The following is a 22181-nucleotide window of genomic DNA, read 5'->3' on the forward strand; positions in this document are numbered from 1 at the left end:
GTTGCAAAACTAAAATAAATATGCAATGTTATGAATCAGAAAAACTAGCTGAACATGCAATAGATAGCGATTTTGACCATACCAACGTGGCTGTTCCAGCCCTTTATCTTTGAGATGACTAAACTGTTGTTCAATTTTTCCACGCTCTTTCATCAACTGTTTGCCAAAGGTAGTTTGTAGAAAATGAGACACTACACGACGATGTGTACTTTTGATTGGTCCGCTATTACGCGGGTTAATTGGATTGATCGCAAAGATATCACATGCTCCGGCAATTTCATGAATGTGCTGACTATCATAAGCGGCATCTGCAACGGAAAATAACACATTTTGGTTTTGTATATCCCGAAGCAATGCAGGAGCTATTTTACTATCATGTACATTTGCGGTTGTAAATGCATACGACAATATAACACCTTCTGGTGTAGAACAGACATGAGTTTTATATCCCTTATACCAACCATAGCGAGTAGATTTTCCCCATTTCGCTTGAGAATCATATAAACTACTCCGTAAGGCTGTACTATCAATTAAAACGCACGGAATTAACCCTAAATTCTTTTCTTGAAGAATTTGTTTATGAAGCAACGGAATTTCTTCGTTGCGAAACCAAGTGCCTACACGTGAAAAAGTAGATATATGAGGAACAAGCGAAAGGCCACAAGATACACGAAATGAAGGATATTGATGTAAAAAACGAGTTAACTTACGTAATGAATTGATCTGGAATACCGTTTTTATAAAAAAACATTTGAGTAAAGCTTTTCTACAGATGGGTGGGCGGCCTGTCATAGGCGGAACGCCTCCAATGGTTAAACTGTCTACGTAGGCAAATAAAATTTGTAAAATGGATTGATTTTGATCAAAATTGGTTATCATACTAGTAAATCCGTCCTTTCTGGAGATAGTTTTAGGATACTATCATTCTTCCAGGAAAACGGGTTTCTTTATGCATTCATTTTTGGATATTTATGAGTTTTGCAACACCCTCTATAATGGGTATACAGCTAACGAGGGGGAGAACGATGAGAAGACGTAATACGCAAGCGTTCACATTTTTAGCATGGACTTCATTTGTTTGTGCGCTTTCAGGTATGCTAATTGGGATTTATACGTTAGATGAAACGCTTAGTGTAAAAGGATACTATTTAATTGGAACATTATTTTTAACGATGTCTTGTTTTGTATTACAAAAAACAATTCGTGATAATGAAGAAGATAACGAGAGATTTCCAAAAAATAAACCGTTAGATAAAGAGTAAATTGTAAAGAAAGGCATTTGCCTTTCTTTTTTTATGTAAAAATGGCGTAAGTACTCTGTGTTGACTTGCTTGAAGTACTGAAAATTTGGTATCATCAATAGTATTGTAGATTGAACGATATATTATGGAGGTGGCCTAGCCGTGTCAAGAATTTCCGTTGAGAATGTAAAGCACGTAGCACATTTAGCACGTCTTGCAATTACTGATCAAGAAGCAGAAAAATTTCAAAAACAACTAGATGCAATTGTTACATTTGCAGAACAGTTAAATGAATTAGATACAACAGATGTAAAACCAACAACTCATGTATTAACTATGAAAAATGTTATGCGTGAAGATGTACCAGAAAAAGGTTTACCAGTTGAAGAAGTATTAAAAAATGCACCGGATCACAAAGATAATCAAATCCGTGTTCCAGCAGTATTAGAATAGAGGAGGGGAATTTCGATGTCATTATTTGATCATTCAGTATCAGAGTTACATAAGAAGTTAAACAACAAAGAAATTTCCGTTACGGATTTAGTAGAAGAATCTTACAAACGTATTGCGGATGTTGAAGATAACGTAAAAGCTTTTCTTACATTAGATGAAGAAAATGCACGCGCAAAAGCGAAAGAATTAGATGCAAAAATCGGCGCTGAAGATAATGGTTTATTATTCGGTATGCCAATTGGTGTAAAAGATAACATTGTAACTAACGGTCTTCGTACAACTTGTGCAAGCAAAATATTAGCAAACTTCGATCCAATTTATGATGCGACAGTTGTGCAAAAGCTAAAAGCTGCTGACACAATTACAATCGGTAAATTAAACATGGACGAGTTCGCAATGGGTTCTTCAAATGAAAACTCAGGATTCTACGCTACGAAAAACCCATGGAACTTAGATTACGTTCCAGGCGGATCTAGTGGTGGTTCTGCAGCAGCTGTAGCAGCAGGAGAAGTACTATTCTCTCTAGGTTCTGATACGGGTGGTTCTATCCGTCAGCCAGCTGCATATTGCGGTGTTGTAGGTTTAAAACCAACTTACGGACGCGTATCTCGTTACGGATTAGTAGCATTCGCATCTTCACTTGACCAAATCGGACCGATTACACGTACAGTAGAAGACAATGCATACTTATTACAAGCTATTTCAGGTATTGACCGCATGGATGCAACTTCTGCAAACGTTGAAGTTGGAAACTATTTAGCTGGTTTAACAGGCGATGTTAAAGGTTTACGCATTGCTGTACCGAAAGAATACTTAGGCGAAGGTGTTGGCGAAGAAGCTCGTGAGTCAGTACTAGCTGCTTTAAAAGTATTAGAAGGTATGGGCGCAACTTGGGAGGAAGTATCTCTTCCACACTCTAAATACGCTCTAGCAACGTATTACTTACTATCTTCTTCTGAAGCATCTGCTAACCTTTCACGCTTTGATGGCGTGCGTTACGGTGTTCGTTCTGATAATGTAAATAACTTATTAGATCTTTACAAAAACACACGTAGTGAAGGTTTCGGTGATGAAGTTAAACGTCGTATTATGCTTGGTACATTTGCTCTTAGCTCTGGTTACTATGATGCATATTACAAAAAAGCACAACAAGTACGTACATTAATTAAGAACGACTTTGAAAACGTATTTGCTAACTATGATGTTATTATTGGACCAACAACACCAACTCCGGCATTTAAAGTGGGAGAAAAAGTTGACGATCCAATGACAATGTATGCAAATGACATTTTAACAATCCCAGTAAACTTAGCGGGTGTTCCAGCGATTTCAGTTCCATGTGGATTCGGTGCTAACAACATGCCACTTGGTCTACAAATCATTGGTAAACACTTCGATGAAGCGACAATTTACCGCGTTGCACATGCGTTTGAGCAAGCAACAGACTATCATACAAAAAAAGCAAGTCTGTAAGGAGGCGAGCATAGATGAATTTAGAAACAATTATTGGTTTAGAGGTTCACGTTGAGTTAAAAACAAATTCGAAAATTTTCTCTGCGAGTCCAACAGAATTCGGAGCGGAGCCAAATACACAAACAAGTGTAATTGACTTAGGATACCCAGGGGTACTTCCTACTTTAAATAAAGAAGCAGTTAACTTTGCGATGAAAGCTGCAATGGCATTAAACTGTGAAATCGCAACGGAAACGAAGTTTGACCGTAAAAACTATTTCTATCCAGATAACCCGAAAGCTTACCAAATCTCTCAATTTGATAAGCCAATTGGTGAAAATGGTTGGATTGAAATCGAAGTAGACGGTAAAAAGAAACGTATCGGTATTACACGTCTTCATTTAGAAGAAGATGCTGGTAAATCAACGCATACAGCTGATGGTTCATTAGTAGACTACAACCGTCAAGGTATGCCTTTAATCGAGATCGTATCTGAGCCAGATATGCGTACGCCAGAAGAAGCATATGCATACTTAGAGAAGTTAAAATCAATCATTCAATACACTGGTGTATCTGATTGTAAGATGGAAGAAGGTTCCTTACGTTGTGATGCGAACATTTCTCTTCGTCCAGTTGGACAAGAGAAGTTCGGTACAAAAGCGGAACTGAAAAACTTAAACTCATTCACTTACGTACAAAAAGGTCTTGAGCACGAGCAAGTGCGCCAAGAAAAAGAACTGTTATCTGGTGGTATCATCCAACAAGAAACACGTCGTTATGATGAAGCAACGAAGAAAACAATCTTAATGCGTGTGAAAGAAGGATCTGACGATTACCGTTACTTCCCGGAGCCAGACTTAGTTGAACTTTACATTGATGATGAGTGGAAAGAAGCAGTTCGAGCTTCTATTCCAGAACTTCCAGATGCACGTAAAGCTCGCTACGTTGCAGAACTAGGCTTACCAGCTTATGATGCACACGTGTTAACATTAACGAAAGAGATGTCTGATTTCTTTGAAGCAACTGTTGCAGACGGTGCTGATGCGAAATTAACATCGAACTGGTTAATGGGTGAAGTACTTGCATACTTAAACAAACAACAAAAAGAATTAAAAGACGTTGCATTAACGCCTGCTGGTTTATCTAAAATGGTTCAATTAATTGAAAAAGGTACAATTTCTTCTAAAATCGCAAAGAAAGTATTTAATGAATTAATTGAAAAAGGTGGAGACCCAGAAGAAATCGTTAAAGCGAAAGGTCTTGTTCAAATTTCTGACGAGGGTACACTTCGTAAAGTTGTAACAGAAATTCTTGATAATAATGAGCAATCTATCGAAGACTTTAAAAACGGTAAAGACCGTGCAATTGGCTTCTTAGTTGGTCAAATTATGAAAGCTACAAAAGGACAAGCAAATCCACCGCTTGTTAACAAAATCTTACTTGAAGAGATTAATAAGCGATAATAGTAGTAACTTTTAAAGATTAAGCAGAAAAACACCCGTACATGGGTGTTTTTCTAGGTTAATCAAACGTTTGTTTAAATGAGACAAAATCGTTTAAACAAACGTTTGATTAACTGTCAAAAGTGGAAAAATGTTTGTATAGCAACTATGGTATGATAGTTGCAAAAAGGTGGGAATAATGATAAATCTAAACATAGAGGTTTTTTTCATCTCATGAAATAATAGATAGTTATTATTCGTTATATGTAAATTTTTATGGAAGAATGGATAGAAATAAAGTGAAACTTTAATCAGTGGGAGGTTCATCCAAAGCTGATTATTAGCCCTCACCAATCGGGCATTTACTGCCCGCAAATAGCGGGATAAATTTTGGAGTCAAATAAAAAACCATTGAAGTGAATATTTACTTTTGATGGACTACACGAATCGGGTTCTTACTGCCTGTTTGAGCGGGATAAAAGAAGGATAGCAAGATGAGAGGAGGTAGGCATGGGAATACTGAATAGAAGTTCAGTATGTTCTTTTTCGATACATAAAGAAATTTCCTGTGCTAATAAATGATGAAGCGAGCAAGAATTATTTATAATCCTACTTCTGGGCGTGAGCTATTTAAGAAGAGCTTACCAGAAGTATTACAAAAATTAGAACAAGCTGGCTATGAGACATCTTGTCATGCGACAACGGGTCCTGGAGACGCTACTGTGGCGGCGAGGCAAGCTGCGGATCGTAAGTTTGATGTTGTTATTGCGGCTGGTGGCGACGGTACATTAAATGAAGTAGTAAACGGTTTAGTTGGGCATGAATTCCGTCCGAAATTTGGAATTATTCCAGTTGGAACGACAAATGACTTTGCACGTGCAATTGGTGTACCTCGTTCTATTGAAGAGGCAGCAGATATTATTTGCGAAGGAAAAACAGTGCCATTAGACCTTGGTAGAGCGAACGATACATATTTTATTAACATCGCTGGTGGCGGTCGTATTACAGAATTAACATACGAAGTACCGAGTAAGCTAAAGACAGTATTAGGGCAGCTTGCTTATTACCTAAAAGGTATCGAGATGTTACCATCATTGCATCCGACATATGTTGAAATTGAGTATGATGGAAAGTTACTACAAGAAGAAATTACGATGTTTTTAATTACGAATACTCGTTCAGTAGGTGGATTTGAAAAGGTAGCACCGTATGCATCTATTAACGATGGGTTATTTGACCTATTAGTACTGAAAAAAGGTTCTATCGCTGATTTAATTAAAGCAGCAACACAAGCACAACGTGGTGAACATATTAATAATCCAAAAGTGTTATATACACAAGCGAACCGAATTAAAGTACATTCACCAGATAAACTAATGATTAATTTAGATGGTGAGTATGGTGGAGATGCACCGATGGAATTCGAAAATATATATCATTGTTTAGAACTATTTGTTCCTGAACATCAAGAGGATGCCCTGTAAAGGCATCCTTTTTTACTTTGTTAAAATGAATTGTAAATTGGGAGTTAGTTTGATTTTTATGGTATTTTTACAATTCTTTTATTTTACATCCATATTTTATTGATACACTGGAGGAGATAAGAAACGAGAGGTAGGATGCTATGGAGAAGGTAAAAGCAATATTATTTGATAAAGATGGGACATTAATGGATTTTCATTCAATATGGATAAAAGTAGCTGAAGAACTTGTAGCTGAATGTATAAGTTTATATCATTTACCAAGTACAATGCGGCAGACCTTATTAGAAGAGATTGGTGTAGAGGGAGCATTTGTTAATCCAAGGAGTGCAATAGCTGCTGGAACAAGCCTTGATGTAGCGAAGGGGCTTTGTAATTATATTGAGTCTGCTAGAGAAGAAGAGATGCATCAGTGGGTAAGTGAGAAGTTATTTTCCCTTATGTATGAGCATCGTTCGCATATGAAAATGACAGCAGACTTACCGAAAGTGTTACAGGCATTAAAAGATAAAGGATTTATATTAGGGGTTGTCACGGCGGATGATTTCGCACCAACAGAATTATTTTTAAAACAATATAAGTTGGAGAACTTTTTTGATTATATTATAGCCTCGGATACATTCCCTGCGCAAAAACCAGATAAAAAGATTATAGAAGTGTTTTGTGAGAAATTTAATTTAGAATCATGTGAGGTTGCGGTTGTTGGAGATACGCCAACTGATTTACATTTAGCTAAAAATGGCGATTGCTATGCAATTGGGGTGCTATCTGGTACAGGAGACCGTCCAACATTAGAACCACTTGCTGATTTAGTGTTAGATTCTGTTGGAGAGTTTATTTCTCAATCGGGTGAGTTTTTCTGGGAGAAAGAAGAGTCTAATGTGTAAGGAAAATAAGTCTATAAAGACTCTTAATGAGTCTTTATAGACTTATTTTTTATGCCTGGATACAAAGAATATAGGATAAATGCTAGAAAAGAAAGTTGGCATATATTTTGCAATAAAAAGAGAAAACAATGTAAAGAAAAGGATGGGGTACGCAATGAACACAAAAAAATTTGCTAAAGTAAATGAACAAATTCCAGGACCGAAAGCGGCATCTTTATTAGAACGCCGTCAAAATATAGTACCAAAAGGAGTAAGTAACGGCATCCCAACGTTTGTACAATCTGCCAATGGTGCTCTTGTAACAGATGTTGATGGCAATCAGTACATTGATTTTGCAGGAGCAATCGGGACAATTAACGTAGGGCATTGTCATCCAACGGTTAAAGAAGCGCTCCATAAACAAGTCGATCAATACATTCATACTGGATTTAACGTCATGATGTATGAGCCATATATTGAATTAGCAGAAAAGCTTGCGGCATTGGCACCAGGAAGTTTCGATAAGCAAGTCCTGTTTTTAAATAGTGGTGCAGAAGCAGTTGAGAACGCGGTGAAAATCGCTCGTAAATATACGAAGAGACCTGGTATTATCGCATTTTCTAAAGGTTTCCACGGGCGTACATTAATGACAATGACGATGACAAGTAAAGTGAAGCCATATAAATTCGGGTTTGGTCCCTTTGCTCCAGAAGTATATAAAGCGCCATTTCCATACGAATACCGTCGCCCAGAGGGATTAACGGAAGAGCAGTATGATGATTTTATTATTGAAGAGTTTAAGAACTTCTTCATATCGGAAGTAGCACCAGAAACAATTGCAGCTGTTGTAATGGAACCTGTTCAAGGGGAAGGTGGATTTATCGTCCCAAGTAAGAAATTTGTTCAAGAAGTACGCCGCATTTGTTCAGAGAACGGCATCTTATTTGTAGCGGATGAAATACAAACAGGCTTTAGTCGTACAGGAAAATATTTTGCAATTGATCACTATGATGTCGTTCCAGATTTAATTACAGTGTCTAAATCATTAGGTGCTGGTGTACCGATAAGTGGTGTCATTGGACGTAAAGAAATTATGAATGAGTCTGCACCAGGTGAACTTGGTGGAACGTATGCAGGAAGTCCATTAGGATGTGCGGCTGCATTAGCTGTTCTCGATGTAATAGAAAATGAGAAATTAAATGATAGAGCGATAGAATTAGGAAAAGTCGTAATGAACCGATTCGAAGAGATGAAAAATAAATATCATTGCATCGGTGATGTGCGTGGGTTAGGCGCAATGTGTGCATTTGAGGTCGTTCAAGATCGTAAGACGAAAGCACCTGACAAAACGTTAACGGCTAATCTATGTGCAGAAGCAAATAAGCGTGGGTTACTGTTATTATCAGCAGGGACATATGGAAATGTTATCCGTGTGTTAATGCCTTTAGTTATTACAGATGAGCAACTTGAAGAAGGTTTAACAATAATTGAAGAATCATTGCAAGCTTGTTATGAGCAAACAAACATCGCTCGCGTGTAAAAACTGAAGTATAAATAGCAAACATTCTAGCTGACTCTATATTAAATGCAGAAAATTCACTTTATAATAAAGGTAGTGAAGTGGATCGATGGATTTGAAGTTAGGAGTGGCTAGGATGGTTGCAGAAAAGGAACGAGTGTTAATGGATTTAAAAGATGTATTTGAATATGCGTTTGACGAAATTTTTGTTACAGATGAGCAAGGGATCGTTGTACGTGTAAATAGTACATGTGAAAGGCACTACCAACTAGCTGCAGAAGAGTTAGTTGGTAAGCATGTAAAAGAACTACAAAAGGATGGAATCTTTTATCCATCAGCGACATTAGAAGTGATTGAAAAAAAGAGGCCAATTGAACTCGTTCAAACTACAAAATCAGGAGAGTATTTACACGTTCGTACAAGGCCTGTTTTTGATGATGAGGGAAATTTAAGAAGAGTGATTAGTTATTCTCGCGACCTTACTGAACTCTATCAATTACGTCAAAAGGTAGAGGAAATGGATAATCAGCTAAAAACATATAAAAAAGAATTAAGAGAAACATATGAGCATGAAGGACTTATTTTTAAAAGTCTAGCTATGCAAAAAATAGTCGATACAATCAAAAAAGTATCTGTAGTGGATAGTACTGTTCTCGTTTTAGGCGAGACTGGAGTAGGAAAAAGTCGATTAGTACGCCATTTACATGAAGTGAGTCACCGTAAGCATGAAAGTTTCTATGAAATTAATTGTGCGGCATTACCAACTAATTTAATTGAATCGGAGCTTTTTGGATATTCAGGTGGATCTTTTACAGGTGCGAATCGTGAAGGGAAAAAGGGACTATTAGAATCCGCGCATAAAGGAACTCTTTTTTTAGATGAAATCGGTGAAATGCCGCTTGAAATTCAAGCGAAGCTTTTGCAAGTATTGCAAGAAAAAACATTTCGTCCTATAGGCGGAAGAGAATTAAAAAAAGTAGATGTTCGAATTGTGGCGGCAACAAATAGAGATTTAAGCGAGATGGTGAAACAAGGAACATTTCGGAAAGATTTATACTATCGTTTGAATGTCATTCCAATTGCAATTCCCCCGCTTAGGGAAAGAACAGAAGATATTTTGCCGCTTATTTATCATTACTTGCAGCACTTTAATAAAAAGTACGGACGTGATGTGAAACTAGCGCCGAGTACGTTACAAATGTTTGTTGGATATCCGTGGGAAGGGAACAATAGAGAAATAGAGAATGTAATTGAGAGAATTGTTATTACTGTTGATGATGTTGTAACGGTAGAGGATTTGCCACTCTCTATGCAAGAGGCTGCAGTTGAACAATCGGGGCAAAGCCTTTATAAAATGCTGGAAGAGGTAGAGAGAAATATAATTCTTAAAGCGTATAAAACGTATGGATCAAGTTATAAAGTGGCTGAGTTTTTGCAAATTAGTCAATCTGCTGCTACTAGAAAAATTAAGAAGTTCATAGAGGAGGAAGAAAACATTGGATAAAAAGGCGACTTTCGTAAGTATAGATAAAAAGGCGATGTATATAAATGGTGAGTGGATTACACTACAAGAACAAATTGAAGTAAATAATCCTGCGACGAAGGAAATATTTGCAACTGTACCAAAAGGCGGAGTAACAGAGGCAAAGCAAGCTGTTGATGCTGCACATGAAGCTTTTAAAACGTGGTCTAAGTTAACGGCAGCAGATCGTGCAACGAAGTTAAAAAAGTGGTTCATGCTTATTGATGAAAATAAAGAAGAGATCGCAGCGATTATGACGAAGGAACAAGGGAAGCCGTTTGCAGAAGCGCTTGGTGAAGTAAATTATGCAAACAGTTTTGTTGAATGGTATGCAGAAGAGGGGAAACGCGTATATGGTGAAATGATTCCTGCTGCTCATCCGAATAAGCGCATTTTAGTTATGAAGCAACCAGTTGGCGTTATGGCAGCTATTACACCTTGGAACTTCCCAGCTGCTATGATTACGAGAAAGGTAGCCCCAGCGCTTGCAGCAGGCTGTACAGCCGTTGTGAAACCGGCAAGTCAAACGCCATTAACTGCATTGAAATTAGCTGAATTAGCCCATGAAGCAGATATTCCAAAGGGCGTAATCAATATCGTAACAGGTAGTGCAAAAGCAATTGCTGATACATGGATGGAAGATGGTCGCGTTCGAAAAGTGTCCTTTACAGGGTCAACGGAAATCGGGAAAGAGTTAATGGCTAGTGCGGCGCAAACGATGAAAAAAGTTTCGCTTGAGTTAGGGGGACACGCTCCGTTTATCGTAATGAATGATGCAGATTTAGATAAAGCAGTAGAAGCGGTGATTGGTTCGAAATTCCGTAATGCAGGACAAACGTGTATATGTACAAACCGAGTATTCGTTCAAGAAGAAGTATACGAAGTATTTGTAGAGAAGTTCCAAAAGGCAGTAGGGCAGTTGAAAGTAGGAGACGGTTTCGATGACGGAACGACTGTCGGGCCACTTATTGATGAGAATGCAGTTTCAAAAGTACAAGAACATATTGAAGATGCTATTCAAAAAGGTGGAACAGTTTTATATGGTGGTCAAAAGGTCGCAGAGTTAGAGGGACATTTCATTCAACCGACTGTAATTGGGTTGGCAAATGATACGATGCTTTGTATGAATGAAGAAACATTTGGGCCAGTGGCACCAGTTGCGAAATTTAAAACAGTTGATGAAGTAATCGAACGTGCAAACAATACACCATACGGTTTAGCTGCGTATATTTTCACGAAAGACATTAGCCAAGCATTCCAAATTAGTGAAGCGTTAGAGTACGGTATTATCGGTCTAAACGATGGTCTTCCATCAGTTGCACAAGCACCATTTGGGGGATTTAAAGAAAGTGGTATCGGTCGTGAAGGAGGCCATTTCGGCATCGAGGAATATTTAGAAATTAAATATATTTCATTGGGATTATAAGTAGTATACTAGAATCTCTATAAGGTAACAGAGAAGGAGATTCTAGTATGGTATATTGGCTATTATTACTTGTTACAATTATTTTTGAAGTAGCTGGAACAATTGCGATGAAACTATCAAATGGTTTAACAAAGCTTGTTCCAAGTGTACTGATTTTCGTGTTTTATGGGATTTGTTTCAGCGTGTTTGCCATCGTTGTGAAAAAGATTCATTTAAGTATTGCTTATGCTATTTGGTCTGGCGTTGGAACATTACTTATTACAATCATTAGTGTGTACTTTTTTAAAGAGCATATTAGTTTATTTCAAGCATTTTGTATTCTTTTTATTGTTTTGGGTGTCATTGGGCTTAAGGTTTCATCGGCATCATGAAAGCTATCTTTTGTAGAAGATAGCTTTTTTCTATTTGTGCAGTTAGCAATTAATACGACAAAATATGACAAGAAAGAGTAAAGCGTTTTGTTATGATACATATAAAATATTGTCTTATGTGGAGGAAAGAGTATGTTAAAAAAGGTAAGTCAAATTGTTTTAATTTTTGGCATAGCTTTTAGTTTAAGTGCTTGCACTGAGACTAAAGATAGTAATGAAAGTAAACAAGAAGATGTTCAAGATAAAGTGTATAAAATAGGGGAGACAGTAGACGTAGATGGTTTGCAAGTAACTATCGATTCAGTTAAATTAGGATATCCGGATTATGATGAGAATAAAAAGAAAGAGGAGATTTTGGGGATTATTTTCAAAGTAGAAAATAATAGTAAAAAGGAAATACCTTTTGCATTTTATGAATTTGAGATTACCGATAAGAAAGGTACAAGATTTAAAGAATATAATAACCCTGATAGCTTTATTAGTAAAAAGTTAGCACCAGATGAAAAAATTCAAGATATCATGCTATTTGACGTAGCGAAAGAAAATACGTATATCGCTACGTATAGACCGGAGTTTACGCATGAAAATAGAACGATAAAATTTGAATTGAAACCAAATAAATAAAGAAACACATTGGATTATCCAATGTGTTTCTTTATGGTAATAAATTTAAAACGCCCAGTTACCTTTACGGAAGATAGGCTCATGTCTGCCATCAGCAGTAATACCGTCAATATCAAGCTCAGCTGATCCAATCATGAAGTCGTTGTGTGTGATACTAGCGTTTGCGCCGTTTTCAGCAAGTTCTTCTTTAGACATTGTTTTTCCGCCAACTAAGTTAAATGCATAAGCATTTCCGATTGCAAGGTGGCAAGATGCATTTTCGTCAAATAGTGTATTGTAGAATAAAACATTTGTGTTTGAAATTGGTGAGTCATGAGGTACTAAAGCTACTTCTCCTAAGAAGTGAGAACCTTCATCTGTTTCTACTAAATGTTTTAAAGCTTCTTCACCAGCTTCAGCTTTATAGTCTACGATACGCCCATTTTCAAATGTTAACGTGAAATTATCGATAATATTACCTGCAAATACTAACGGTTTTGTACTAGAAACTTGGCCGTTTACACCTGTTTTAAGTGGCATTGTAAATACTTCTTCAGTTGGAATATTAGCCATAAATGGTACGTTCTTTTCATTTAAGCTACCAGCACCAGCCCATACATGTTTTTCTGGAAGTTCGATTGTTAAATCTGTTCCAGGACCTGTATAGTGAAGAGCTTTATAATGCTTTTCGTTTAAGTAATCCACTTTTGTATGTAATGTTTCATCATGTTCTTTCCATGCTTCTACAGGATTTTCTAAATCAGCACGAGTAGCTTTGAAAATAGCATCCCATAACTTTGCTTCTTGTTCTTCTGGCGCTACGTCAGGGAATACTTTCGCAGCCCATTCTTTCGTAGGAACAGAAATGACACACCAGCTTACTTTATCTGCTTGTACGTAATCACGGTATACTTTCATTGCTTCTCCAGCTACTTTATGAGCTGTTGCAATACGCGATGCTTCTACACCTTTTAATAAATCAGGGTTTTCTGCATAGATAGACATAAATGCAGCGCCTTCTTTTGCTAATTCTTCACGAGCATGTGCTTTCCAAGATGGAAATTCAGCGAAAGCTTCTTCAGGAGCTAGATCGAACTTTAAGCGTGTTAACGTCTCATCATTCCAATCTACATATACGTGTTTTGCACCAGATTTATATGCTTTTTCTGTAACGAGGCGTACAAATTGTACAGCTTCAAGAGGTGCACTAATTGATAAAGTTTGTCCAGGTTGAATATTAACACCAACATTAACTGCAAGAGCAGCATATTTCTCTAACGTTTGTTCAAATGACATATGTATAATCTCCTTTAATTTGAAAGATTTCTTACTATATATAATACAAGAAAATTCTAAAAATATATATAAATATAAAGTAAAAAGAGAGCTCAAAATGTATTGAGCCCTTATATTTACTTAATTGAAGAAGCAAACTGCTCTACAGTCGTTGTATGGTGTATACGAACGCGCTTCATCTTTAACAATTCATCAGGTTCACCCTTCGTAATGAATTGCCCAGGCTTTGTCGTCGTCGCGAATTGATAATACTTCTTCATTTCTGTAACAACCTTATCATCTACATGACCGAATGGATAAGCAATCGCGATAACAGGCTTACCTGTTATTTTTTCTAGTTTTTCTTTTGAACCTTTTAACTCTTCCTCATAGTTTGTAATTTTCGGTAAGTCTGCATGTGTTGCAGTATGAGATTGCACCGAGAAAATGCCGGAATCAACCATTTCTTTTATTTCAGAAGTAGACAATGCTCCTTCTACATCAACGTTATCAACAATCATATATTCTGTTGCTGCCGGTTTAAAAGTATCATCTTTTAGCTTTTGTAAAACGCGAAATGCATTCATATTATTTTTCATACCGTCATCAAATGTAACGAAAATCGGCTTATTTACTTTATTTATATCGCTCCAGCGTTCAAACGTTAAAAGCGTATAACCATTGTCTTTTAAATGTTTCATTTGTGCTTCAAAGTTAGCTGGTGATACGAATAAGTCTTTAATACCTTGACCATGATAATCATCGATTGCGTGATACATAAGAACAGGAACCTTTTGTTCGAAAGTAATAGTAGATTTCGTAAGCGGGATTGTTTTCCCATCTTCTTTCATTCCTGTTGCTTCAATTTGGAACTCACCGCGTTTTCCTTCAAATTCTTTTATGTCAAAAGGAATTGTAAATTGTTTCTCCTTTTCTTTAGAAGAAAAAGATTTAGCACGTTCCTTTCCATCAGCTGTGCGCCAAATTTTATATTGTACTTCATTTAAAGAATCTTTTAAGTCTGTAATATGAATACTTGTGTTTGTAGATTCGTGTGTGATGGGAGTATAAGAAATTTTACCTTGTTCTGGTAGAGTCTCTTTTTGTATAGCTACTTCTTGAACCTTTTTCTCTTTTTTAGGTTCTTGGCTTACATTGCTAGTATTGCAGCCTGCTAGAATGGCAGACGTACATAAAGCAATTGCTGCGTATTTTCTCATAAAAATCACCTTCTATTGTGTAGTATGTTGCATATTGACATTAAAATCCCCACCGCTATAAGAGTGGTGGGGATATACCCTTGTTCATCATATCATTTGAAGAAAATGAGGGGAATATGATTTTTAGGAGGCTATTAAGGTAATAGATTAGTGACTTTGAATAGATGTATTTTTTTGTTTCTTATTAGAATTAATAATAATATAACCGACTACAAAGATAAGAGGAATAATGAAGACATAGATAGGCATTCCCCATACATAATAGCTTTTCAGCGTTAAGACTAGTAAATGTAAGAAATCGAAAAGGGCGTGAATTTTCATAAGGTCCTCCAATGTTTTTTACAAATTATAACATTTAACGCTTATTATTCGCATAATTTGGAAAGTTATTTAAGCTAATTTTAAAGTAAGAAGAAGACATATTAATATGCAATTTTGCATAAGGATATGTATTTAATTAAAATATAAAGATTTTATACTATAATGAAAACCGCTATAAAACTAAGTAAGAATAATGTATGGAGTGGAGAATAGAAATGAAATATAAAAAAATAATATATATCTTTTTCATATCGCTATTTATAGTTGGTTGTCAAAGTGAAGTGAGTAAAGCGAATAGCGTGGAAGAGTATATTCCATCGCATCTTATGAATGCGGAAGTGACGGCGGATATTATGACACTAGAATTTCCTTATGAGATAAAAGAGAAATTAGAGAAAATAGGAAATAAAATGAGCGATAGTATTACAAATAATTTAGATTGGTATTTGAAGTATGCCGAAGAAGAAATTATACCGAAAAAAACGTTTCCTTATCATCAAAACTTAGGTATTACAAAAGAAGAATATGATTTTATGATAGATAAAATGAATAATGCAGAATATGTAAATACCAAAGACGGAAAACTCTTTTTTAAACAGAAAGATCATGAAATTCAAATTCTCTCTGATGAAAATTTGAAGCTAATTAAAAATATTCGAATTGATACAGAGAAGAATATAATTAAAACTCCTTTAGGAGAATGCGAATATGAAGGTGAAATAAAGGCGTCGGATGAACAAAAAGCTACTGGTCCATGGAGTGGGAAGATGTGGACTTTAAAAAGCGATGGATTACTTTATCATTTTTCATTAGGAAAGTTAAAAAACATAAACAAATCTATCATTTACATTTCAATAAAAGGTATATATAAAGATAGGATTATCAATACAGAAGAAGCAGTTGAATTTCACTCGGTTTCATAAAGAATCAAAAAAACACCTTACTTGTTAAAGTAAGGTGTTTTTTTATTAAATAAACAATCCAGCGATTGTCGCAGATAAAATAGAAGCAAGTGTTGATGCAAATAGCATTTTCCAACCAAATTTAGAAACAACGCTTCCTTGCTTTTCAGAAAGGGCACGGATTGTACCAACGATTGCACCAATTTGGCTAATACTTGCGAAGCTAATTAAGAATACTGTAACGATTCCAACTGTACGTGGAGCTAATGTTGTAGCTGTGTCTTTTAAATCAAGGATTGCTACAAACTCATTTAAAACAATCTTCGTACCCATAATACCACCAGCTGGGATAATATCTTGAGTTGGAATACCCATTAAGAATGCGAATGGAGAAAGTACGTAACCGAAGATTTGTTGTAAAGTAACAGCATGTCCCATTGCGCCTGAAGCTGCACTAATTACGTAGTTTACAACTTCCATCACACCGATAAAGGCGATCATTAATGCGGCAACGATACCAGCTACTTTTAAACCATCAAGCGCACCGTTAATCATTGCGCCGATAAAGCTGTCTCCGAATAGAGTTCTATCAAATTTCTGAATCACTTCATCTTCTTTCTTCGTATCAACTGGTGTTAATAACGAACAAACGATTAAGCTTGAGAATAAGTTTAGCGGAAGAGCTGCCAGTACGTATTTTGCATCTAACATCATTACGTATGATGCTGTAACAGAAGCAGAAACGGAGCTCATCGCAGAACAACAAATGATAAACATACGGTTTTTATTGAAATGCTGTAAATCGTTTTTAATAACGATTAACGCTTCACTTGAACCGAAGAATACAGAGTTTACTGCGTGGAATGACTCAACACGTGGTAAACCAGTAATTTTTGAAATAGCACCGCCGACAACGCGAACGATGAATGGTAAAACACCTAAATAACTAAAGATTGAAAGTAGTGCTGAGAAAAATACGATGATTAATAATACGTTTAAGAAAAAGACAAAATCTCTGTGAATTCCATTAAAGAGAAAATCGACACCTGTCGTACCAAGTTTAATTAGTTTGTTGAAAACTTTACTAATGAAAATAATGATTTGTTGACCAATCTTTGTAGCAAACATAAACCAACCGATTAAAATTTGGAAACCAATCATAATTGCAATTGCACGGAAGTTGATTTTACTTTTGTTGTTTGACAAAGCAAAACATAAACCTAACACGGCAATAATACCGATAATGCTCATTACATATTGCATGTAGTTGCCCCTTTCAGAAGTTCGTATAAAGTTTGTACATAAAACGCTCGTTATATTACTAAAAATAAAGGAATGAGGTTTTATGTCATACGTAAGATGTCTGACCTTTTAGAAAAATAAAAATAAAAAAAGACCCATATGGATTCACTTTCATCTATGAGAGAAAGCTAATCAATATGAGTCCTTTTTTGCGCATAGGCTAATATTCATTAGTTTTCCCCATAGTCCAGCAATTTAAGGTTGCCGGGTAGAAACTCTCGATCCATATTATCAAGTATATATGAGGTAACATCGTCCGTATTAAATTAGTAGTAGCGTAACATTAACAGAGAAGTATCGTCAATAGCTTTTTTTCTTCCAATAGAAAAAGACCATATAAGTATGATAAAATGTAACGCAGTGTTATGAAAAAGAGAGGTCGGAAAATGAGTACTAAAATGACGCCACCAGTTGAGAAAAACGAGTTTATAGATGTAGTATTTGAAGATTTAACACATGATGGTGCCGGTGTTGCGAAAGTAAAGGGCTATCCTATTTTCGTTAAAAACGGATTACCAGGTGAAGAAGCGCAAATTAAAATTATTAAAGTGAAGAAAAACTTTGCATTTGGTCGTTTAATGAAGCTTCATACAGAAAGTCCATATCGTAAAGATGCTGAATGCCCAGTATATAATCAGTGCGGCGGTTGTCAGCTTCAGCACTTAACTTATGAAGGACAATTACAAGCGAAAGAAAAACAAGTACGTGACGTTATGCAACGCATTGGAGGACTAGGTGATGTTCCTGTTCATCCTGTACTTGGCATGAAGAATCCGTGGGTATACCGTAATAAAGCACAAGTACCAATCGGAGAACGTGAAGGCGGACTTGTAGCTGGTTTTTATCGCCAAGGAACGCATGACATCATTAATATGGAATCATGCTTAATTCAGGCAGAAGAAAACGATACATTAATTCAAGAAGTAAAACGTATTTGTGAAAAGCACGGTATCACTGCGTACAACGAAGAGCGTAACAAAGGAACACTTCGTCACGTAATGGCTCGTTACGGACAAGTAACAGGGGAAATTATGCTTGTCTTCATTACGCGTACAGCAGAATTACCGAACAAAAAAGCAATTATTGAAGAAATTGCAGCGAAATTCCCAGAAGTAAAATCAATTGTTCAAAACGTAAATACGAAGCGTACGAATGTAATTTTCGGAGACAAAACGACAGTACTGTACGGATCAGAATACATTTATGACTTTATCGGTGACATTAAATTTGCGATTTCAGCACGTTCATTCTATCAAGTAAACCCAGAGCAAACGAAAGTGCTTTACGATAAAACGTTAGAATACGCAAAATTAAATGGTAACGAAACAGTAATCGATGCCTATTGCGGAATCGGATCAATCTCGTTATTCCTAGCGCAAAAAGCGAAAAAAGTGTACGGCGTTGAAATCGTCCCAGAAGCAATTGAAGACGCAAACCGAAATGCAGCACTAAACAACATGACAAACGCTGAATTTGGCGTAGGAGAGGCAGAAGTAGTCATTCCAAAATGGTACAAAGAAGGCGTAATTGCTGACACAATGGTCGTAGACCCACCGCGTAAAGGCTGTGACGAAGCATTACTAAACACAATCATCGACATGAAGCCAAACCGTGTCGTATACGTATCATGTAATCCAGCAACATTAGCACGTGATTTAAAAGTACTAGAAGAAGGCGGATATAAAACACAGGAAGTACAACCTGTTGATATGTTCCCGCATACGACTCATGTGGAGTGTGTGGCTTGGCTTAAGTTGGTATAATAGGAAAGCAGTTGATATAGGGGAAATCTATACCACCTGCTTTTTGGTTTACAAAAATACCATTCATAAGCGATTTTAGTTAAAATAAATATTGCTGATTTTCACAAATTATAAATTGAGATTTTGAAATTGTATTCATAGTGAGAGGATTTGAATTTGAAATGATAGATAATTTTTGGCGTGAATTACCACGACCATTTTTCGTACTTGCACCAATGGAAGATGTGACAGACGTTGTTTTCCGTCACGTAGTAAGTGAAGCAGGTCGTCCGGACGTATTCTTCACAGAGTTTACAAACTCGGATAGCTATTGTCATCCAGAAGGTATGAAAAGTGTACGTGGCCGTTTAATTTTTACAGAAGACGAACAGCCGATGGTGGCACATATTTGGGGAGACAATCCCGAATACTTCCGTCAAATGAGTATTGGTATGGCAGAACTAGGATTTAAAGGCATCGATATTAACATGGGTTGCCCAGTACCGAACGTTGCATCAAGAGGAAAAGGTAGTGGCCTTATTCTACGTCCAGACGTTGCGGCAGAACTTATCCAAGCAGCAAAAGCGGGCGGACTACCTGTCAGTGTAAAAACACGACTTGGCTTTAAAGAGTTAAGCGAGTGGGAAGATTGGTTAACGCACATTTTCAAACAAGATATTGCAAACCTTTCTATTCACTTACGTACAAGAGAAGAAATGAGCCAAGTAGATGCGCATTGGGAACTAATTCCGGAAATTAAAAAATTACGTGACCGTATCGCACCAAATACGTTAATAACAATCAATGGGGACATTCTTGATCGTAAAATGGGGCTGGAACTTGCTGAAAAATACGGCATTGATGGCGTAATGATCGGACGAGGCATCTTCAAAAATCCATTTGCTTTTGAAAAAGAGCCGAGAGAGCATAGCAGTAAAGAGCACCTAGATCTTTTAAGACTACAACTTGATCTTCAAGATCAATATGCAGAAGTACTGCCACGCTCAATCACAGGGCTTCACCGCTTCTTCAAAATTTATGTAAAAGGCTTCCCTGGAGCTGCTGAATTGAGAAATCAATTGATGAGTACGAAATCGACTGATGAGGTGCGTGCTTTGTTGGATAAGTTTGAGGATAGTGTTGGTGTGGCACAGAATGGTGAGACGGTTTAACTTTTAAGCAGTTAAATCATTCCATATGTAGTGCATGACATGAGTGAGTTGAAAATAAGTGCAGAGCTGGAAAAGAACAGTGTATTTGAGAAATCAAAACACTGTTTTTTTTCTTTTAGTTAATGTTAAGAGAGAAATCCTTTTATAGGCATATAAAAAACATGTAAGAGCGCTGTAGATACAATGATAGAGAAAAGTTCGGGTAAGACTATAAAACATATCTTTAAAATGTTAAAGTATTAATTTAGCGGACAATAATTAAAAGGTTAGATTAAACATGATAATTTAAAGTAGGTTATAGCATAAACTTTAACCGCTGAATAAATAATCAACATTTCAGGAGGGAAACCCAATGGCAATGAGCAACAACGATATATTAAAAAGAGTACGATACGCTTTAGATATAAAAGACATAGATATGGTAGAAATCTTTAAACTTGGCGGGATGGAAGTAACGAAAGAAGACGTAGTTGATATGCTTACAAAAATAAAGAGAGCTCCTCAGCATGAAGCTGAAAATGATGAGGTAGCTGAAGATGAGTACGTAAAAACATGCGATATGATGATGTTAGAGGCATTTTTAAATGGATTTATTACTTTAAAAAGAGGAAAGCAAGATCCGAAACCAGGGCAGCCTGCACCTGTACAGAGCAAGGAGAGTGCCAATAACCTTCTTCTAAAGAAAATGAAAATCGCACTATCTTTAACGAGTGAGGATGTACTTGATATATTAGATAGCGTAGGCGTTACGGTAACAAAAGGAGAGTTAGGCGCTCTATTAAGAAAGAAAGGCCATAAAAATTACAAAGAGTGCGGCGATAGATACGCAAGGAATTTCATTAAGGGATTAGGTGTAAAGTATAGAGGATAATAAGCTTGCTAAAGCAGTAAATGATATAATAGGTAGAGTAGGACGTTCGTATCCTACTCTTTTTTATTTGTAAAAATACTATGCTAGGTGATGAAATGGTACATACATATTTAGGTGAGACAATTAATTTTCATATAACTTATAAGAAGAAAAAGTCCGTGCGTCTTTTTGTGGATTCGTATGGAAATGTGGAAGTGCAAGCTCCGAAAGGAACACCTGTTGAATACTTAGTCCAGTTGCTAGAGGAGAAGTGGGATTGGATTCAGGCAACACGTAAGGAAATGCAGGAGAGAGCGCTTGGACCACAGGAAAAGGACTATGATCAAGGAGAGGGCTTTCTATATTTAGGAAGTACGTATCCGATACAGATTTCCCAAGATGCAAGCATTGAGCAAGACAATGCGATTTTTGAAGGGGATAAGTTACATATTTATGTGAAAGAGCTTAAGGATGAGAAAATACAACAAGCTTTAAAACGATTTTACTATAAGCAGTGTAAATCTTTAGTAGAGAAGAGTATTAAAGCGCATCAAAGTAATTTCAAAACAAAACCACGTTCTATTCGTATTACAGATAGTAGTCGTACTTGGGGTACTTGCGATTCAAATTTACAACTAACATTCAATTGGAAGCTAGCAATGGCACCACAGCGAGTAATTGACTATGTAGTCGTTCATGAAATGTGTCATATGGTTCATTTAAATCATGATCGCTCTTTTTGGCGTCTTGTCGGGAAGATAATGCCTGATTATAAAGAAATGGAGAATTGGTTAGCGTTATCTAGTTGGAAGATGACGGTTTAGGAAGGGATATCGATTTTTGTCTGTAAATCGATATTTCTTGTCGAATCGTTGATATATTGTGAGTTTTGATAGATATATTTTAAAAATCGTTGATATATTGTAAGTTATGATAGATATATTCGAAAAATCGTTGATATAATTTCATTTACCACAGGATTGTTCAACAAATCGAAAAGAGAAGAGGTCACAGCAGACAT

Annotated in this window: 20 protein-coding genes and 1 riboswitch; of the genes, 16 read left to right on the forward strand and 4 right to left on the reverse strand. The window is 36.4% G+C overall.

Features of this window, described 5'->3' with window-relative positions; genetic code table 11:
- Positions 1 to 9: 9 nt before the first annotated feature.
- Positions 10 to 879 (reverse strand): ISNCY family transposase, encoded by an 870-nt coding sequence (locus V6946_RS01755; RefSeq protein ID WP_023520903.1) that lies wholly within the window; start codon positions 877 to 879, stop codon positions 10 to 12.
- Positions 880 to 1025: 146 nt separating this feature from the next.
- Between V6946_RS01755 and V6946_RS01760 the strand changes: the two genes are divergently transcribed.
- The 11 genes from V6946_RS01760 to V6946_RS01810 all read left to right on the forward strand — a co-directional run bounded on the left by V6946_RS01760 (position 1026) and on the right by V6946_RS01810 (position 12397).
- Complete coding sequence (locus V6946_RS01760; protein WP_001254393.1) at positions 1026 to 1262, forward strand: YiaA/YiaB family inner membrane protein; 237 nt, start codon at positions 1026 to 1028, stop codon at positions 1260 to 1262.
- Positions 1263 to 1403: 141 nt separating this feature from the next.
- A complete protein-coding gene (gene gatC, locus V6946_RS01765; protein WP_000086999.1) occupies positions 1404 to 1694 on the forward strand; it encodes an Asp-tRNA(Asn)/Glu-tRNA(Gln) amidotransferase subunit GatC in 291 nt (96 codons plus the stop codon).
- A 15-nt stretch (positions 1695 to 1709) separates the two neighbouring features.
- Positions 1710 to 3167 carry an Asp-tRNA(Asn)/Glu-tRNA(Gln) amidotransferase subunit GatA gene (gene gatA / locus V6946_RS01770; protein ID WP_000051433.1) on the forward strand — a complete coding sequence of 486 codons (1458 nt, stop codon included), beginning with the start codon at positions 1710 to 1712 and terminating at the stop codon, positions 3165 to 3167.
- Positions 3168 to 3181: 14 nt separating this feature from the next.
- Positions 3182 to 4609: an Asp-tRNA(Asn)/Glu-tRNA(Gln) amidotransferase subunit GatB gene (gene gatB / locus V6946_RS01775; protein WP_001047685.1), complete on the forward strand. Its 1428-nt coding sequence runs from the start codon at positions 3182 to 3184 to the stop codon at positions 4607 to 4609.
- Between the two features lie 557 nt (positions 4610 to 5166).
- Positions 5167 to 6072 carry a diacylglycerol kinase gene (locus tag V6946_RS01780; protein WP_000977679.1) on the forward strand — a complete coding sequence of 302 codons (906 nt, stop codon included), beginning with the start codon at positions 5167 to 5169 and terminating at the stop codon, positions 6070 to 6072.
- Positions 6073 to 6212: 140 nt separating this feature from the next.
- The gene (locus V6946_RS01785; protein WP_000416671.1) at positions 6213 to 6956 is read left to right on the forward strand and encodes an HAD family hydrolase; all 744 of its coding nucleotides are present in this window, start codon (positions 6213 to 6215) and stop codon (positions 6954 to 6956) included.
- 154 nt (positions 6957 to 7110) lie between these two features.
- A complete protein-coding gene (gene gabT, locus V6946_RS01790) occupies positions 7111 to 8475 on the forward strand; it encodes a 4-aminobutyrate--2-oxoglutarate transaminase (RefSeq protein WP_001093019.1) in 1365 nt (454 codons plus the stop codon).
- Positions 8476 to 8590: 115 nt separating this feature from the next.
- Positions 8591 to 9958 (forward strand): sigma-54-dependent Fis family transcriptional regulator, encoded by a 1368-nt coding sequence (locus tag V6946_RS01795; protein WP_000225136.1) that lies wholly within the window; start codon positions 8591 to 8593, stop codon positions 9956 to 9958.
- Positions 9951 to 11402 carry an NADP-dependent succinate-semialdehyde dehydrogenase gene (gene gabD / locus V6946_RS01800; protein ID WP_006926214.1) on the forward strand — a complete coding sequence of 484 codons (1452 nt, stop codon included), beginning with the start codon at positions 9951 to 9953 and terminating at the stop codon, positions 11400 to 11402. The genes V6946_RS01795 and gabD overlap by 8 nt, the downstream gene beginning before the upstream one ends.
- A 47-nt stretch (positions 11403 to 11449) precedes the next feature.
- On the forward strand, positions 11450 to 11773 hold the full coding sequence (locus V6946_RS01805; RefSeq protein ID WP_000263262.1) for a multidrug efflux SMR transporter: 324 nt from the start codon (positions 11450 to 11452) through the stop codon (positions 11771 to 11773).
- Positions 11774 to 11905: 132 nt separating this feature from the next.
- Entirely contained in the window at positions 11906 to 12397 is a 492-nt protein-coding gene (locus V6946_RS01810) for a DUF4352 domain-containing protein (RefSeq protein ID WP_000915109.1), read from the forward strand.
- A 45-nt stretch (positions 12398 to 12442) separates the two neighbouring features.
- Here the strand turns inward: V6946_RS01810 and V6946_RS01815 are convergent, their stop codons facing one another.
- Both V6946_RS01815 and V6946_RS01820 read right to left on the reverse strand, forming a co-directional pair.
- Complete coding sequence (locus V6946_RS01815; protein ID WP_000007349.1) at positions 12443 to 13672, reverse strand: aminopeptidase; 1230 nt, start codon at positions 13670 to 13672, stop codon at positions 12443 to 12445.
- Positions 13673 to 13788: 116 nt separating this feature from the next.
- On the reverse strand, positions 13789 to 14871 hold the full coding sequence (locus V6946_RS01820) for a polysaccharide deacetylase family protein (protein ID WP_366981940.1): 1083 nt from the start codon (positions 14869 to 14871) through the stop codon (positions 13789 to 13791).
- Positions 14872 to 15407: 536 nt separating this feature from the next.
- Between V6946_RS01820 and V6946_RS01825 the strand changes: the two genes are divergently transcribed.
- Positions 15408 to 16115: a hypothetical protein gene (locus tag V6946_RS01825; RefSeq protein ID WP_000875597.1), complete on the forward strand. Its 708-nt coding sequence runs from the start codon at positions 15408 to 15410 to the stop codon at positions 16113 to 16115.
- Positions 16116 to 16160: 45 nt separating this feature from the next.
- Here the strand turns inward: V6946_RS01825 and V6946_RS01830 are convergent, their stop codons facing one another.
- Positions 16161 to 17357 carry a NupC/NupG family nucleoside CNT transporter gene (locus tag V6946_RS01830; RefSeq protein ID WP_001200484.1) on the reverse strand — a complete coding sequence of 399 codons (1197 nt, stop codon included), beginning with the start codon at positions 17355 to 17357 and terminating at the stop codon, positions 16161 to 16163.
- Positions 17358 to 17559: 202 nt separating this feature from the next.
- A riboswitch (purine riboswitch) is annotated at positions 17560 to 17661 on the reverse strand.
- A 121-nt stretch (positions 17662 to 17782) separates the two neighbouring features.
- Between V6946_RS01830 and rlmD the strand changes: the two genes are divergently transcribed.
- The 4 genes from rlmD (at position 17783) to V6946_RS01850 (ending at position 21984) form a co-directional block, all read left to right on the forward strand.
- The gene (rlmD, locus tag V6946_RS01835) at positions 17783 to 19159 is read left to right on the forward strand and encodes a 23S rRNA (uracil(1939)-C(5))-methyltransferase RlmD (RefSeq protein ID WP_000105032.1); all 1377 of its coding nucleotides are present in this window, start codon (positions 17783 to 17785) and stop codon (positions 19157 to 19159) included.
- Positions 19160 to 19320: 161 nt separating this feature from the next.
- Complete coding sequence (locus V6946_RS01840) at positions 19321 to 20310, forward strand: tRNA-dihydrouridine synthase (RefSeq protein WP_149149302.1); 990 nt, start codon at positions 19321 to 19323, stop codon at positions 20308 to 20310.
- A 352-nt stretch (positions 20311 to 20662) separates the two neighbouring features.
- The gene (locus V6946_RS01845; RefSeq protein ID WP_001251702.1) at positions 20663 to 21181 is read left to right on the forward strand and encodes a DUF1456 family protein; all 519 of its coding nucleotides are present in this window, start codon (positions 20663 to 20665) and stop codon (positions 21179 to 21181) included.
- 95 nt (positions 21182 to 21276) lie between these two features.
- Positions 21277 to 21984 carry a M48 family metallopeptidase gene (locus tag V6946_RS01850; RefSeq protein ID WP_000233742.1) on the forward strand — a complete coding sequence of 236 codons (708 nt, stop codon included), beginning with the start codon at positions 21277 to 21279 and terminating at the stop codon, positions 21982 to 21984.
- Positions 21985 to 22181 lie beyond the last annotated feature (197 nt).

Source organism: Bacillus sp. PPSBB_2 (assembly GCF_045291115.1).
GTDB lineage: Bacteria > Bacillota > Bacilli > Bacillales > Bacillaceae_G > Bacillus_A > Bacillus_A cereus.

Excerpts from the sequence above, each read along its gene's own strand:
- V6946_RS01755 (WP_023520903.1), bottom strand. The coding sequence starts at position 879 with ATGATAACCAATTTTGATCAAAATCAATCCATTTTACAAATTTTATTT.
- V6946_RS01760 (WP_001254393.1), top strand. The coding sequence starts at position 1,026 with ATGAGAAGACGTAATACGCAAGCGTTCACATTTTTAGCATGGACTTCA.
- gatA (WP_000051433.1), top strand. The coding sequence starts at position 1,710 with ATGTCATTATTTGATCATTCAGTATCAGAGTTACATAAGAAGTTAAAC.
- gatB (WP_001047685.1), top strand. The coding sequence starts at position 3,182 with ATGAATTTAGAAACAATTATTGGTTTAGAGGTTCACGTTGAGTTAAAA.
- V6946_RS01780 (WP_000977679.1), top strand. The coding sequence starts at position 5,167 with ATGATGAAGCGAGCAAGAATTATTTATAATCCTACTTCTGGGCGTGAG.
- V6946_RS01785 (WP_000416671.1), top strand. The coding sequence starts at position 6,213 with ATGGAGAAGGTAAAAGCAATATTATTTGATAAAGATGGGACATTAATG.
- gabT (WP_001093019.1), top strand. The coding sequence starts at position 7,111 with ATGAACACAAAAAAATTTGCTAAAGTAAATGAACAAATTCCAGGACCG.
- V6946_RS01795 (WP_000225136.1), top strand. The coding sequence starts at position 8,591 with ATGGTTGCAGAAAAGGAACGAGTGTTAATGGATTTAAAAGATGTATTT.
- V6946_RS01805 (WP_000263262.1), top strand. The coding sequence starts at position 11,450 with ATGGTATATTGGCTATTATTACTTGTTACAATTATTTTTGAAGTAGCT.
- V6946_RS01810 (WP_000915109.1), top strand. The coding sequence starts at position 11,906 with ATGTTAAAAAAGGTAAGTCAAATTGTTTTAATTTTTGGCATAGCTTTT.
- V6946_RS01815 (WP_000007349.1), bottom strand. The coding sequence starts at position 13,672 with ATGTCATTTGAACAAACGTTAGAGAAATATGCTGCTCTTGCAGTTAAT.
- V6946_RS01820 (WP_366981940.1), bottom strand. The coding sequence starts at position 14,871 with ATGAGAAAATACGCAGCAATTGCTTTATGTACGTCTGCCATTCTAGCA.
- V6946_RS01825 (WP_000875597.1), top strand. The coding sequence starts at position 15,408 with ATGAAATATAAAAAAATAATATATATCTTTTTCATATCGCTATTTATA.
- V6946_RS01830 (WP_001200484.1), bottom strand. The coding sequence starts at position 17,357 with ATGCAATATGTAATGAGCATTATCGGTATTATTGCCGTGTTAGGTTTA.
- rlmD (WP_000105032.1), top strand. The coding sequence starts at position 17,783 with ATGAGTACTAAAATGACGCCACCAGTTGAGAAAAACGAGTTTATAGAT.
- V6946_RS01840 (WP_149149302.1), top strand. The coding sequence starts at position 19,321 with ATGATAGATAATTTTTGGCGTGAATTACCACGACCATTTTTCGTACTT.
- V6946_RS01845 (WP_001251702.1), top strand. The coding sequence starts at position 20,663 with ATGGCAATGAGCAACAACGATATATTAAAAAGAGTACGATACGCTTTA.
- V6946_RS01850 (WP_000233742.1), top strand. The coding sequence starts at position 21,277 with ATGGTACATACATATTTAGGTGAGACAATTAATTTTCATATAACTTAT.